Here is a 13,809-nt window from a genome sequence, read left to right as displayed (position 1 = left end):
TCACGCAGCGGTCAGGGCGAAACGCGCCACGGCTTTTTCCAGCCGCTGTGACTGCTCAAGTAACTGCTGGGAAGAGGCTGCCGCGTGATCCGCCAGTTTGCCGTTTTGCAGTGTCAGATGGTTAAGCGCGGTAATGCGTTCGGAGACATCGTGAACACTTTGTCCCTGGTATTGCGTCGCTTCTGAAATCTCCTTCACTAACGTGCTGAGGCCATTGAAGATGCTGATGATCTCTTCCAGGCTCTGGCTCAGCACCGTGACCGACGCGGAACCCCGGCTGATTTGCTGTACGGAATCATCAATCAACTGGTGAATACCGCGCGTCGAATGGCTGCTCTTTTGCGCCAGCAGACCGATTTCTTTCGCCACCACCGCAAAACCGCGCCCGTGCTGCCCGGCATGTGCGGCTTCAATGGCGGCATTCAGTGCCAGAATGTTGGTCTGAAACGCCACGCTGTCGATCATCGACACAATACTGCTCATTTCTGAAGACTGGCTGACAATCTCTTTCATCGCCGTATCCACCTGCCCCATCACTTCACCGCCGCGCGTCGCAACGCCTTTCGCCTGCCCGGCGCGTTGACTGGCCTGCTGTGCATGGGCGGCGTTTTCTTTCACGCGTTCATTGAGATGGGTGATATGTTCAGTGGCGGCTCTGAGTTCTTCGCTCTGAATCGCCGCCTGCGCCGACAACTCTTCGTTACCTTTCGCCATCTGGTTGATATTGAGCATGATATGCGAGGAGGCATCACGCACTTCACTGACCAGTTTTTGCAGGCCGCGCTGCATATTGCGCAGGCTGACACCCAGCTCGCGCACTTCAATCACCCGCGCCTGGTCATCTTTGACATCGCGCGATAAATCCCCGGCAGCCAGCACGCTGATATGGCCGATCATGCGTTGCAACGGACGGATGATCCACGCCGACACGCCGCGCCAGACCAGCACCGCAATCACCGCCAGTAGCACCAGCGCGCCCATAAACAGCGTTTTCGCCTGCGTCAGCGCGTTGAGCAGGCGGTCGCTCAGGGACACCGCGGTATGCTCATTTACCGCCAGATAAGCATAATATTTTTGACTGAAATCATCCTGAAAGGCCTGGATCGGCACTTCAAAGAAGGTGTCGATATTGCTGTTTTTTTGCAGCCCTGCCGCCTGTTCCCGCAAGCCGTCATAGAACATCTGATAGCTGGCTTTCAACTCGGTGGCAGCCGTATCGGCGTTTTTCGTCATGCCTTCGAATTGTGTAAAAGCTTTTTGCGACGCGGCAAGCGAACCCAAGGATTCTTCCATCAGGCTGTTCCAGCTGCCAACCGAGCCGGTTTCTTTATCCTGCATGTAATAAATACCGGCACGGTTCAGTTTGTCACTGGCCATCAGCAACTCCATGCGGGCTTTATCCATGACGGCTTGCTGCTGACGCAGACTTTCGGTGGCAATAACGTTGTTACGGGCATCCTGCAGGATTTTGGTGAGCACCACGGTGGAGAAGATTTGCAAAGCAGAAAACAGGGCGATAACGCAAATTACCCCAAAAAGGATCCCCCGCGGACGTTTGGTGAACCCCGATCGAAACAATTTGTTGAATGGCATTTTACCAATACGTAAACAAGAAGTTAAATTCATGATTATTCTGCGTTATTTAGAGAAGAAGCAGAATTTTACGCGCGGGAAATGACAAAAATATTTCAGGGAGCGGCGCTGAACCGCTCCCTGCGACTCACTTATTGTTTCGGGAAGATCCACACATGGTTTTCGGGAAGTGCCAGACGGCAATGCTGCGGGTCGCGCACGTCTGTGCCGTAAGCGCGGATCACAAAATCATCGCCGGCGGTACGGAACAGATATTCCCAGCGGTCACCGAGATACATGCTGGTCAGGAGCGGCAATTCCAGCTGATTCTCGCCCGGCCCGTCGGCCAGCACCACGCGTTCGACGCGGATCACCGCGGTCCCTTCCTGCCCTGCCTGTACCCCTTCACCCGCAAGCCCCCACAGCACCCAGTCGCTGCCTTCGATACGCGCTTTGCCATCACGCACTTCGGTGACTTTACCGTGCAGACGATTGTTGCTGCCCATAAATTCTGCGGTAAACAGGGTCTTCGGCGAACCGTACATATCCTGCGGCGTACCCTGCTGTTCAATTTTGCCGTTGTTGAGCAAAAGAATGCGGTCAGAAATCGCCATCGCTTCGTTCTGGTCGTGCGTCACCATCAGCGCCGACAGCCCGAGTTTAATGATCAGTTCGCGCAGGAACACCCGCGCCTCTTCACGCAGTTTGGCATCCAGGTTCGACAGCGGCTCATCGAGCAAAATCACCGGCGGGTTGTAGACCAGCGCACGCCCAATCGCCACGCGTTGTTGCTGGCCACCGGAAAGCTGATGCGGATGGCGTTTGCCCAGATGTCCCAGCCCCAGCTGATTCAGGACATCCTGCACACGCCGGGTAATTTCATCCGCCGAAACCTTACGTAATTTAAGCGGATACGCGACGTTCTCAAACACGGTTTTGTGTGGCCACAGCGCGTAAGACTGAAACACCAGCCCGAGATTTCGCTCTTCGGCCGGAATTTCACTGCGCGGTGTGCCGTCGTAGACCTTATTTTTGCCGATGACGATGGTGCCTTTCACCGGTTTTTCCAGCCCGGCGACGGCACGCAGCAAGGTGGTTTTTCCGCTGCCGGAAGGCCCGAGCAATGACACCACTTCACCGCGTTTCAGTTCCATGGAAACGCCCTTCAGCACCGGATTGTCGCCATAAGTTAAGTGCAGATTGTCGACCGATAATTCAATCATGTAATTTGACTCCGAAACGAAGGGCAATACCCAGACCTAACACCACCAGCAGGATGTTAATAAAGGAGAGCGCGGCAACGATATCAATAGCCCCCGCCGCCCACAGGGAAACCAGCATCGAGCCGATAGTTTCCGTGCCCGGCGAAAGCAGATAGACACCGGTGGAATATTCGCGCTCGAAAATCAGGAACATCAGCAGCCACGAACCAATCAGGCCGTAACGCGACAGCGGAATGGTGACGTGACGGGTGATCTGCCCGCGCGTCGCACCGGTACTGCGCGCCGCCTCTTCCAGCTCCGGCCCGACCTGCAACAGCGTCGAGGAGATCAGCCGCAGGCCGTACGCCATCCACACCACGGTATAGGCCAGCCAGACACTGAAAATCGTACTGCGCAACGATCGCAGCCAGACCACCAGATTGTCGCGCAACCACTGTGACCACGGCATGCCGGAAAGCCAGCCGGATTTGAGCGCGTTATCCAGCCACATCGGCAGGAACAGAAACACCCACAGAAACGCCAGACCGGCCAGCAGCCCCGGCACTGCACGCGGCACCAGTACGCTGTAATCGAGGAAACGGGTCACGCCGTCCGGTTTACGGTGCATTGCAATACCGATAAACAGATAACAGGCCACGGCCAGCGCGCCGCCGATAACCCCGATAGCCATCGAGTTGACGATAGCGCGCAGCAGGTTAGGCTGTTCCCAGATAGTACGGAACGTGTTGAGCGAGAGTTCATCCCAGATGGAAACGCCGACACCCCAGTTGGAGATAAATGCCCGCAGCATTACGCCAATCAGCGGAACGCCGATGGTCACCGTCAGCCAGAACGCCACTACAGCCCCGGCCACCCAGCGCCATTTGCCGAGCGGTAAGGCTCGCGCCTGGGAAGCTTTACCTTTCACCGTCACGAAACGGTTTGCGGTACGCATCAGGCGGCGCTGCAACATTACCAGCGGAATAGTGATACATATCAGTACCACCGCCACCGCCGCCATCAGATGATAAGACGGCGTACCGAGTTTGTTAGTCAGTTGATAAAGATAGGTCGCCAGCACCATGTTGCCTTCCGGATCGCCCAGCACCAGCATCAGGCCGAACACTTCCAGCCCGAGGAAGAACAGCAGAACGGTGGCGTAAAGAATCGACGGACGCACCATCGGCAGACTGACAGCCGTCATCACCTGTAGCGGCGACGCACCGGCAGTTCGCGCGGCTTCCTCAACATCCGACCCGACGCTGCGCAGCGCCGAAGAGATATACAGATAGGCGTGCGGAACGTGCGTCAGACCGGCAATCACCACGATGCTCGACATGTCGTAGATGTTCCACGGCACGAAACCGAGGATCGCCTGTGCCCACAGTGAGAAGAACCCGACCGGCCCGGCGGCCACCACGTAGCCGAAACCCAAGACCATCGGCGACACAAAAATCGGCACCAGGATCAGCGGCTCAATGACGCGTCTGCCCGGTAAATCCGTACGCACCATCAGGAACGCCAGAATACCGCCGAGCGGAATGGCGATCACCACCAGCCCGAAAGCCAGAATAAAACCACTTTTCAACGCTTTGTAGAAATCCGGATCGGTAAAAATAAATCCAAAAGATTCGAGGCTCCATTCTTTCGACGGTGAAAAGAACGGCGCGGAGAGGAAACTTTGTATCACGATAAACGACAACGGGATGTAGATAACCAGCGCCGTTATCAACACCACAATGCCGCGCGGCAGGCTCTGCCACTTTCTGCGCAATGCATTCATGTTACTTCCCTTCGGTTAGAAACAAGGAGAGCGAAATCAGGCAGGAAAAAGGAAGCGCGACGGAAAAGGCCGCGCTTCGATATGTCACTACATGTCACTACTTGGCAGCAGCGGTACGCCATTGTTTGATGTAATCGAGGCGTTTTTTCTGTTGCAGGTATTCCAGCAGGGTTTCATCCACCGGGATGGGCTTGAGCGCATTGCCTAACATTTTGGTCATACCGTCGATGTCGTTTTTGCCTTCGATATCGTTGCGGATGGAGGGAATATCGGCCTGATTGGCCAGAATGCTCTGCCCTTTCTCGGACAGCACATAGTCCAGCCACAGTTTGGCGGCGTTGCTGTTTTTCGATTCCTGACTGATGAAGGAGACGCGTGAAAGCACTAGGGTGTAATCCTTCGGATAGGAAATCCCCAGCGACGGGTCCGTTTTGGCACGGGCTTCGGCATAGGACCCGAGGATGTTGAAGCCGATCAGGTTCTCGCCGGATGAGACGCGTTCCATCATGGTGCCGGTAGAAGACTGCACCGCCAGGCCGCCTTTGGCGACGTCAGCCAGTGTTTTGAAATAATTTGGGTCGGCTTTGAAATCCTGCACTGACAACATGAAACCCAGACCGGACTTTTCGATGTCGTAGGTGGTGACTTTTTTATTGAATTTGTCGGTCTGGCTGGCAATCAGTTTCGCCAGCGCCGCGTGAGAATCAGGGACATCACCGGCCGGGATAAGACGTTTGTTATAAATAAACACCACCGGCTCATAGGTCGTGCCGTAAGCTTTGTCTTTCCATACTGCCCATTTTGGCAACTGGCCCTGTTCCGGGGATTTATATTCCTGCGCGTAATCGGTCGCCAGTTTCAGCGCGGTGTCCATTGAGGAGCTCCACACCACGTCACCACTGGTGCCACCAGCGGCCTGTTCGCTGATATAACGGTTGTACAACTCGGTACTGTTCATGTCGTTATATTCAACTTTGATGCCCGGATAAGTGGCCTCAAAGCCCTGAATCAGCGGACCTGCGGCTTTGGTGTCGGTCGTAGAATAGACCACGACTTTGCCTTCTTTGGTCGCCGCATCGACGATTTTCTGATAGTCGGCCGGGTAGCCCTGAGGTAGTGCAGACATTGCAGAGGAAGACATCAGTACAGCCGCAGCAATCAGAGAGAATCGTAAGTTGTTCGTCATTATTGTTAACCTCTAGTTACATTTGGGAAACTAAAAATCAACATAGCGCATAACATCTGACAGGCAATGGGGTAATTTTTTTATCTTCCCGATTTGTGAGTCGGGGCGTTTTTTAGGCAATTAACACCATAAAAACCACAGCTAAAATGCAAAACAGGCCAATCCGATGACCTGTTTTGCTTAGCACTAAAACTGCGCTTATTGGAAATATCCGGCGGTATCAATATCCGTCAGTAAATCCTGATGAGTGGGTTTCCAGCCCAGAACATGGCGGGTGATCTGACTGGAAGTCGGATTGTTAAGCGAGGCAAAGTGGGCAAACCAGCTAAAATGTGCTGCGGCCTCTTGCGCATTTTTACTGATTACCGGCAGATTCAGATGTTTACCAATCATTGTGGCGATCTCACGAAATGGCACACCTTCTTCTGCGCTGGCGTGATAAATAGCATTTTGCGCACCTTTCTCCAGCGCCAGTACAAATACCCGTGCAGCATCAAAACGGTGAACCGCAGGCCAGCAGTTTTCGCCATCGCCGGGATACGCCGATTCCCCCTTTTCCCGCGCCATTGCAATAATCATCGGCACAAATCCGTGATCGCCTTCGCCATGAACCGACGGCGGCAGACGCACCAAAGAAACACGCACGCCCTGCTCTGCCAGATTAGCGACGGCAAGTTCAGATGCCACGCGCGGATTCTGCCCCTGCGGATCGGGTAAATCATTTTCCGTCGCCAGACGTCCGGTGTTTACCAGCGCCGTGCCGGACGTGACGATCAGCGGTTTATGGGTGCCCTTCAGCGCAGCGCCTAAAGCGCCAATCGCCAGCCGGTCTTTTTCACAGTTCTCGTGAAACTTCGAAAAATCATGAATAAACGCCATGTGGATCACACCATCAGCCTGCGCTGCGCCGGACCTCAGACTGTCCAGATCTTCAATACTGCCGCGAAGCACGTCAGCCCCCGCGTCAGTCAGCGCCTGCGCCGAGGCATCAGAACGCGCTAAACCGAGCACCTGATGGCCTGCACGCAGTAATTCCTGCACCACTGCAGAACCGACAAAACCTGTAGCACCTGTCACGAATACACGCATTGCGAATTCCTCTGTTGTTGGCTCAATCTGCTGCTTACGAAACAGAATATAATGGCTGGAGAAAAGACGATCTATGCGCTAATGTCCGCATTATCTTTGCAATCGTCCGGAGTCGTTCATGGACCCTCTTTCTGATGTGTTATCGCTGCTGAAGCCGCGCAGTTATATGTCCAAAGGTTTTGAAGCCGGAGGCGCCTGGTCGGTACAATTTCCCGCGCATTATCAGTCGATTAAATGTAACGCGATCATTACCGGCGAGTGCTGGCTGGCGGTCGATTCGGTGCCCGGCGCGGTACATCTCAAAGCGGGTGATTGTTTTGTGTTACCCAGCGGTCGCCCGTTCCGGCTGGCCAGCGATCTGAGTATTCAACCGGTCGATGCCGGACTTATTTTTCAACAGGCACAGGATGGCGGGACCGTTTCATGCAACGGCGGCCATGATTTCTTCCTCACCGGTAGCCGGTTTGCGGTCAGCGGCTCTAACGCCACCACGTTGCTGGCGATGCTGCCGCCGGTAGTGCATATCTCAAAAGAATCCGACAAAGAGAGTTTGCGCTGGGCGGTTGAACGGATGATGCAGGAACTGCGTGACCCGCGACCAGGCGGATTGCTTATCGCGCAGCATATGGCACACATGATGCTGGTGCAGGCGTTGCGGATGCACGTCGATAACGCAGCAAAAGATGAAAACAGCGGCTGGTTTGCCGCGCTGGCCGACAGGCAGCTATCCCGGGCGCTGAATGCCATGCATGAAAATCCGGCCCAACGCTGGACGGTGCAGACGCTGGCGGAACGTGCAGGTATGTCGCGTTCGGTGTTTTCACAGAAATTTAAGCTGGCCGTTGGCAGTGCGCCGCTGGAGTACCTTACGCGCTGGCGGATGTTGCTGGCCGGAGACCGGCTGGCGAACAGTAAAGAACCGGTGTCCGCCGTGGCGCTGTCACTCGGTTATGAATCTGAAAGCGCCTTCAGTACGGCATTCAAACGCACGCTGGGGTGCTCACCAAGGCAGTACAGCCAGCGTGAAGCGGGCTGAGACAAAGCAGGAATGTTGAGAAGACACGAATTTCAGATACAAAAAAAGCCGCTAATTGCTTAGCAGCTTTAATGTGTTGTTTATGGCGGAGGAGGAGAGATTCGAACTCTCGAATGGTTTCCCATCGCCGGTTTTCAAGACCGGTGCCTTCAGCCGCTCGGCCACCCCTCCGTAAACAACAAGCACTTTACGACTTCAGTCGTTCAGTACGGGGCGTAGTATACAAGACCGGAAAAAAGATGCAAACATTATTTTCAGTCTAGTTTGTTGATTTTATGAGCATTTAAACCGCATACACAAAGTCGTGCAGACATAAATGACAGACACAAAAAAAGCCGCTAATTGCTTAGCAGCTTTCTTGTGTTGTTTATGGCGGAGGAGGAGAGATTCGAACTCTCGAATGGTTTCCCATCGCCGGTTTTCAAGACCGGTGCCTTCAGCCGCTCGGCCACCCCTCCGCAACGAAGCGAACTATAAACAGTGCCGATCCGCTTGTAAAGTCTGAACATGTCCGATTGCCTGAAAAACAGGCATTCGGTTCGCAAGCGGCGATTTAAGCATCATTTCGGTGACTTTGTCCTCAGGATGCCGCTCCCTGCCCGACCTGAGCAGGTAAAGAAGGGTAAAACGTCTTTAATGACACACCGCAACTCCTTACACTGCAACCTGTTTGTATTTTCACCGACTCCAATTAGATACCCAAAATAATTTGGGTCGCAGGAAGGCGGCAAGAGAGGGAGTCCCGATGAGCTTACACAGGTAAGTGATTCGGGTGACCGGGCGAAGCCAACGCATCTGCGACACAAAGTATGAAGGGCTTAAGTGAGAATTTTATTATGAACCGCATGGATCGTATCGTTGCCTCTTCGTCATCACGCGCTGGCTCGCTGCTAAGCACGCACCGGGTGCTGCGTAATACTTATTTCCTGTTAGCACTAACCCTCGGCGTTTCAGCAATCACTGCGACGGCAAGTACGGTTCTGAGATTGCCGTCTCCCGGTTTTCTGCTGACCATCGTTGGCTTCTATGGCCTGATGTTCCTGACCTACCGCACGGCTAACAGTCCTGCGGGGATTTTGTCTGCCTTCGCACTGACCGGCTTTATGGGTTACACGCTGGGGCCGTTACTGAGCTCGCTGCTTTCAGCCGGTGCCGGTGACATTATTATGCTGGCGCTGGGCGGGACCGCGTTGGTGTTCTTCTGCTGTTCAGCCTACGTGCTGACCACGCGCAAAGACATGTCGTTCCTGTCCGGCATGATGATGGCAGGTTTTGTGGTGCTGCTGGTGGCGGTGATTGCTAACCTGTTCCTGCAAATTCCGGCGCTGTCACTGGCGATCAGTTGCCTGTTTATTTTGTTCTCCGCAGGGGCAATTCTGTGGGAAACCAGCAATATTATTCACGGCGGCGAAACTAACTATATTCGCGCGACCGTCAGCCTGTATGTCTCGCTGTACAACATCTTTGTCAGCCTGCTGAGCATTCTGGGCCTGTCATCACGTAACTGATCATGTCTGATGCGTATTGAAGCCCCGCCGAGTGCGGGGCTTTTTATTTTGTCTTACCGGCGTTTTTGCTAAACTGACCGCCGCATTTTTACAGATTTGAGGTTGTATGCTGGAGTTTGAAGGTCAGGTTATTGAAACCGACGCTCAGGGATACCTGAAAGACAGTCAGGCGTGGCAGGAAGGTATGGCACCGCTGCTGGCTGCAGAAGAAGGGATCGTTCTGACTGAGGCCCACTGGGAAGTCGTGCGGTTCGTGCGCGAGTTTTACCTCGAATTCAACACGTCTCCCGCCGTGCGCATGCTGGTGAAAGCAATGGCGCAGAAATACGGCGAAGAGAAAGGCAACAGCCGTTATCTGTTCCGGCTGTTCCCGAAAGGCCCGGCCAAACAGGCTACAAAGATCGCGGGCCTGCCAAAACCGGTGAAGTGCCTGTGAAAAATTTCAGTATTTGATCGTAAAATCGCTGTAATGGCCGGGCGCGGCCGGCTCGCTGAGCACGCGGTCCACGCGTGCATGTTTTGGTCCGCCCTGCTTCAGCCAGGCTAAAAGCTGATCCACTTTCTCCTGCTCACCGCACGCCACCACTTCGACGCTGCCATCCTCAAGATTTTTCGCGTAACCGGTCAGACCTAAACCGGTGGCCTGATGTTGGGTCGCAAAACGAAAACCGACGCCCTGCACCATGCCGTACACATAGGCGGCTATACTGACTGTTGCCATAATATTCTCTCCGTTAGCGGTATGGTTCGTTGCAATTTGACCTGCATGACCGGACAATGTCGCTCTTTTTTGTCTCCGAACTGACAGAACCTAATTTTATGACTGCACGTTTAATTCTGGCCAAAGGCCGTGAAAAATCACTTCTTCGTCGCCACCCGTGGGTGTTTTCCGGCGCTGTATCACGCATCGAAGGTAAAGCCAATTCCGGCGAGACTATAGATATTGTAGACAGTCAGGGAAAATGGCTGGCGCGCGGCGCCTATTCGCCGTCCTCCCAGATCCGTGCACGCGTCTGGACATTCAAACAAGATGAAGACATTGATATCGCGTTTTTCATCCGCCGTTTACAACAGGCACAGAGCTGGCGCGATTATATCGCCAAACGTGACGGGCTGGACGGATACCGCCTGATTGCCGGTGAATCTGACTGCCTGCCGGGCATCACTATTGACCGCTTCCAGAATTTCCTTGTGCTGCAATTGCTTTCAGCCGGTGCAGAATATCAGCGTGCCCCGCTGATTGCTGCACTCCAACATTGCTATCCGCAATGCGCTATCTGGGATCGTTCTGACGTCGCTGTGCGTAAAAAAGAAGGTCTGGAACTGGCTCAGGGACATGTATTTGGCGACGAACCTCCTGCCCTGCTGCCAATCCAGGAACACGGAATGAGCCTGCTGGTGGATATTAAAGAAGGCCACAAAACTGGTTTCTACCTCGATCAGCGTGACAGCCGCCTTGCCGCCCGTCATTATGCCGCAGGCCGCAACGTGCTGAACTGTTTCTCTTATACCGGCGCTTTTGCAGTGTCTGCGCTGATGGGGGGCTGTACCAAAGTCACCAACGTGGATACCTCGCAGGCTGCGCTCGATGTAGCCCGTCAGAACGTTGAGCTGAACAACCTGGATTTGTTGAAAGCAGAATTCGTGCGTGAAGACGTGTTCCAGCTGTTGCGCAAATACCGCACTGAAGGCCAGCAGTTCGATATGATTGTGATGGATCCGCCGAAATTCGTTGAGAACAAAAACCAGCTGGCAAGCGCCTGCCGGGGTTACAAAGATATTAATATGCTGGCGCTGCAGTTGCTGCGTCCAGGCGGAATTCTGCTGAGCTTCTCCTGTTCCGGTTTGTTGCCCACGGATTTATTCCAGAAAATTCTGGCTGATGCGGCGCTGGATGCCGGTCGTGAGATCCAGTTCGTTGAGCAGTTCCGTCAGGCAGCCGACCATCCGGTGACCGGCGCTTACCCTGAAGGACTGTATCTGAAAGGGTTCGCCTGCCGTGTAATGAACTGACAAAATAAGCGCGGTGTGCTGTTGCGACGGCACACCAGCGAATTTTAAGCAGATTACGTGGTCAAAACTTGAAATAGCCCGTTTTATCTCCATATAGAGATTAATGAATTATTTTGGGAGGTGACTATGATTGCCAGTAAATACGGTATCGGACAGCAGGTTCGGCACAGAATGTTAGGTTATCTGGGTGTGGTCATTGATGTTGATGCGCAATATTCGCTCGATAAGCCTGACGTCAATGATGTCGTTGCTGATGATTCAATGCGTACCGCTCCCTGGTACCATGTCGTGATGGAAGATGAAGAAGGCCAGCCGGTTCACACCTATCTGGCTGAAATTCAGATCGATCATGAAGCGGCGCGTTCCCATCCGGAACAAGCCTCGCTGGACGACCTGGCGGCGTCAATCCGCAATCAGTTACAGGCACCGCGCCTGCGTAACTGAGAATGATGGCTTTTTCCTGACAGATGAAAAACAAAAACCGGCACCAGCAGCCGGTTTTTTTACGGGCAGGATCCTCAGACGTTTACTTTTCCATGTCCAGTCGCGGGATTTCAATTTTCGGACAGCGATCCATCACCACCTTCAGTCCGGCCTCTTTTGCCAGCACCGCAGCCTGTTCATTAATGACGCCCAGTTGCAGCCACAGCACTTTCGCTTTAATCGCAATCGCTTCCTGCGCCACGCCATAAGCAGCATCGGCATTACGGAATACATCCACCATATCTACCGGATGAGGGATTTCTGCCAGCGAACCATACGCTTTCTGACCAAGCAGTTCCTGTCCTGCCAGTTTCGGACTGACCGGGATGACCTCAAAGCCCTGAGAAAGTAAATACGCCATTACGCCGTAGCTTGGACGGCCAGGATTATCACTGGCCCCCACCAGCGCGACGGTTTTCACTTCTTCAAGAATCTTGCGAATATCATTGTCTTGCACGGGTTTATCTCCTTTGGCCTGTATGCATTAAGTGTAACGCAGCCTGACCATTCCGACAGCTTCAGCGAGAAAAAGAGCTGCGCTCAGGCGCTTCTCAGTGGGAAATTAAAACATTTTGTAAAACTTTGACACACAATCGTCATTCCTGAATAATAGAGGATGAGCAACGTTGTATCTGAGGAGAGAAGAATGAAAATCTGTCATGCGCTGGTCGCATTAGCGAGTCTCAGCCTGATGGTGTCAGCTTCGGCGACCTCACTTAAATTGTCCCCCGATGTCGATGTTCTGGTGATCGATGGCAAACAGATGTCTGGCGCAATCCTTAAAGGCGCGGACAGCCTTGAACTGGATGGCGGTCAGCACCAGATCCTCTTTCAGGTCAGCAAAAATGTCAGTTCTGTGACTCAGCAGACACCGATGCTCTACCATTCGCCTGCACTTATCGTCACTTTCAATGCTAAAAGTAATCGTTCCGTTTCTTTCGTGTTGCCAAAACTGAGCAATGACAATGAAACGTCGCAATTTAGCCAGCAGATGAATTATCAGCTCGTTGATGAACAAGGCCGTCAGATACCGACGCAACGCGACGTCCTGAACAGGTTTAATCGCGGGCATGCCGCCGACGCTGAAAAATTAATGATGACCTATAATTTGTCGGGCGCGCGCGCGGCGGTTCCTTCATTCGCCAAAGGCAGCACGGATAAACAATCGGCGCTAGCCACCGACGTAACATCCCAAATTTCTGTCGTTTATCTTCATCCATTGTGGACACGTCTGGCCGCGAACGCTGGCTTTGAGCGGTTGTTGCTCTGGTTAAAACTGCCGGATAATCAGGAACGGACGTCATAACTTAACCTGCGTCACGCATTCCCCCTTCTTAGCGCCGAATTATTCCCTCTGAGCTATGCAGTAAAACGGAGTTTCAGTATTCTGTGATCCACTTTTATTTTCGCGTTGAAGGGAATTAGATGGAATACACGACCCGCACGATCGCAAAACAAAAACATATAGCCCTGGTCGCGCATGACCACTGCAAAAGTACCCTGCTGAAATGGGTTGATAAAAACGTTGCTGAGCTTTCGCAGCATGTCCTTTATGCCACCGGCACGACGGGCAATTTGGTTCAGCGCAATACCGGCATTGATGTCAAAAGCATGCTGAGCGGCCCGATGGGCGGCGACCAGCAAGTGGGCGCACTGATTGCCGAAGGCAAAATCGATATGCTGATTTTCCTCTGGGATCCGCTCAACGCCGTCCCGCATGATCCGGACGTGAAAGCTCTGCTGCGTCTGGCGACCGTGTGGAATATCCCGGTAGCGACCAATCTGTCTACTGCTGACTTTCTCATCCAGTCCCCGCTGTTCCGGTCTGAAGTCGAAATCACTATTCCTGACTATCAGCGCTATCTGTGGTCACGCCTGAAAGAATAATCCTTCAATGCGGTGATTTTTCAACGTAAGAAGCCCGGCGCCTGCCGGGC

At 53.5% G+C, this 13,809-nt stretch carries 14 protein-coding genes and 2 tRNA genes; 7 read left to right on the top strand and 9 right to left on the bottom strand.

Annotated elements, in window-relative coordinates:
- The 5 genes from RAHAQ2_RS07880 to RAHAQ2_RS07860 form a co-directional block, all read right to left on the bottom strand.
- Complete coding sequence (locus RAHAQ2_RS07880; RefSeq protein ID WP_015696710.1) at positions 1 to 1,626, bottom strand: methyl-accepting chemotaxis protein; 1,626 nt, start codon at positions 1,624 to 1,626, stop codon at positions 1 to 3.
- A gap of 98 nt (positions 1,627 to 1,724) precedes the next feature.
- Positions 1,725 to 2,795, bottom strand: a complete 1,071-nt coding sequence (locus RAHAQ2_RS07875) for an ABC transporter ATP-binding protein (RefSeq protein ID WP_015696709.1) — start codon at positions 2,793 to 2,795, stop codon at positions 1,725 to 1,727.
- Positions 2,788 to 4,557: an ABC transporter permease gene (locus RAHAQ2_RS07870; RefSeq protein ID WP_013574892.1), complete on the bottom strand. Its 1,770-nt coding sequence runs from the start codon at positions 4,555 to 4,557 to the stop codon at positions 2,788 to 2,790. The genes RAHAQ2_RS07875 and RAHAQ2_RS07870 overlap by 8 nt, the downstream gene beginning before the upstream one ends.
- Positions 4,558 to 4,654: 97 nt before the next feature.
- On the bottom strand, positions 4,655 to 5,743 hold the full coding sequence (locus tag RAHAQ2_RS07865; RefSeq protein WP_015696708.1) for an ABC transporter substrate-binding protein: 1,089 nt from the start codon (positions 5,741 to 5,743) through the stop codon (positions 4,655 to 4,657).
- Between the two features lie 198 nt (positions 5,744 to 5,941).
- Positions 5,942 to 6,832 (bottom strand): SDR family oxidoreductase, encoded by an 891-nt coding sequence (locus RAHAQ2_RS07860; protein WP_015696707.1) that lies wholly within the window; start codon positions 6,830 to 6,832, stop codon positions 5,942 to 5,944.
- 118 nt (positions 6,833 to 6,950) lie between these two features.
- On the opposite strand from RAHAQ2_RS07860, the gene RAHAQ2_RS07855 reads away from it, so the two are divergent.
- Positions 6,951 to 7,868, top strand: coding sequence for an AraC family transcriptional regulator (locus tag RAHAQ2_RS07855; protein ID WP_015696706.1), 918 nt, complete (start codon positions 6,951 to 6,953; stop codon positions 7,866 to 7,868).
- Positions 7,869 to 7,951: 83 nt separating this feature from the next.
- On the opposite strand, the gene RAHAQ2_RS07850 is transcribed toward RAHAQ2_RS07855, so the two are convergent.
- Together RAHAQ2_RS07850 and RAHAQ2_RS07845 are read right to left on the bottom strand one after the other, a co-directional pair.
- Positions 7,952 to 8,039, bottom strand: a tRNA-Ser gene (locus RAHAQ2_RS07850).
- 199 nt (positions 8,040 to 8,238) lie between these two features.
- Positions 8,239 to 8,326, bottom strand: a tRNA-Ser gene (locus RAHAQ2_RS07845).
- Between the two features lie 387 nt (positions 8,327 to 8,713).
- On the opposite strand from RAHAQ2_RS07845, the gene yccA reads away from it, so the two are divergent.
- The gene (gene yccA, locus RAHAQ2_RS07840) at positions 8,714 to 9,376 is read left to right on the top strand and encodes an FtsH protease modulator YccA (protein WP_037038768.1); all 663 of its coding nucleotides are present in this window, start codon (positions 8,714 to 8,716) and stop codon (positions 9,374 to 9,376) included.
- Between the two features lie 106 nt (positions 9,377 to 9,482).
- Positions 9,483 to 9,812, top strand: coding sequence for a sulfurtransferase TusE (tusE, locus tag RAHAQ2_RS07835; protein ID WP_015696703.1), 330 nt, complete (start codon positions 9,483 to 9,485; stop codon positions 9,810 to 9,812).
- A 6-nt stretch (positions 9,813 to 9,818) separates the two neighbouring features.
- Here tusE and yccX read toward each other — a convergent pair whose 3' ends face one another.
- Positions 9,819 to 10,097, bottom strand: coding sequence for an acylphosphatase (gene yccX / locus RAHAQ2_RS07830; protein WP_015696702.1), 279 nt, complete (start codon positions 10,095 to 10,097; stop codon positions 9,819 to 9,821).
- 98 nt (positions 10,098 to 10,195) lie between these two features.
- Here yccX and rlmI point away from each other — a divergent pair, with 98 nt between their 5' ends.
- Both rlmI and hspQ read left to right on the top strand, forming a co-directional pair.
- Positions 10,196 to 11,389: a 23S rRNA (cytosine(1962)-C(5))-methyltransferase RlmI gene (rlmI, locus tag RAHAQ2_RS07825; protein WP_037038742.1), complete on the top strand. Its 1,194-nt coding sequence runs from the start codon at positions 10,196 to 10,198 to the stop codon at positions 11,387 to 11,389.
- Between the two features lie 126 nt (positions 11,390 to 11,515).
- Positions 11,516 to 11,833 carry a heat shock protein HspQ gene (gene hspQ, locus RAHAQ2_RS07820; RefSeq protein WP_013574884.1) on the top strand — a complete coding sequence of 106 codons (318 nt, stop codon included), beginning with the start codon at positions 11,516 to 11,518 and terminating at the stop codon, positions 11,831 to 11,833.
- Positions 11,834 to 11,915: 82 nt separating this feature from the next.
- On the opposite strand, the gene RAHAQ2_RS07815 is transcribed toward hspQ, so the two are convergent.
- The gene (locus RAHAQ2_RS07815; protein WP_015696700.1) at positions 11,916 to 12,329 is read right to left on the bottom strand and encodes a CoA-binding protein; all 414 of its coding nucleotides are present in this window, start codon (positions 12,327 to 12,329) and stop codon (positions 11,916 to 11,918) included.
- Positions 12,330 to 12,518: 189 nt separating this feature from the next.
- On the opposite strand from RAHAQ2_RS07815, the gene RAHAQ2_RS07810 reads away from it, so the two are divergent.
- Both RAHAQ2_RS07810 and RAHAQ2_RS07805 read left to right on the top strand, forming a co-directional pair.
- Positions 12,519 to 13,178, top strand: coding sequence for a DUF2057 family protein (locus RAHAQ2_RS07810; RefSeq protein WP_015696699.1), 660 nt, complete (start codon positions 12,519 to 12,521; stop codon positions 13,176 to 13,178).
- A gap of 119 nt (positions 13,179 to 13,297) precedes the next feature.
- A complete protein-coding gene (locus RAHAQ2_RS07805; RefSeq protein WP_015696698.1) occupies positions 13,298 to 13,759 on the top strand; it encodes a methylglyoxal synthase in 462 nt (153 codons plus the stop codon).
- Positions 13,760 to 13,809 lie beyond the last annotated feature (50 nt).

Origin of the sequence: Rahnella aquatilis CIP 78.65 = ATCC 33071 (genome assembly GCF_000241955.1) — a bacterium.
Taxonomy (GTDB): Bacteria; Pseudomonadota; Gammaproteobacteria; order Enterobacterales; family Enterobacteriaceae; genus Rahnella; species Rahnella aquatilis.
The sequence above is the reverse complement of the archived record's forward strand: the minus strand, read 5'-3'. Positions and strand labels throughout refer to the sequence as shown.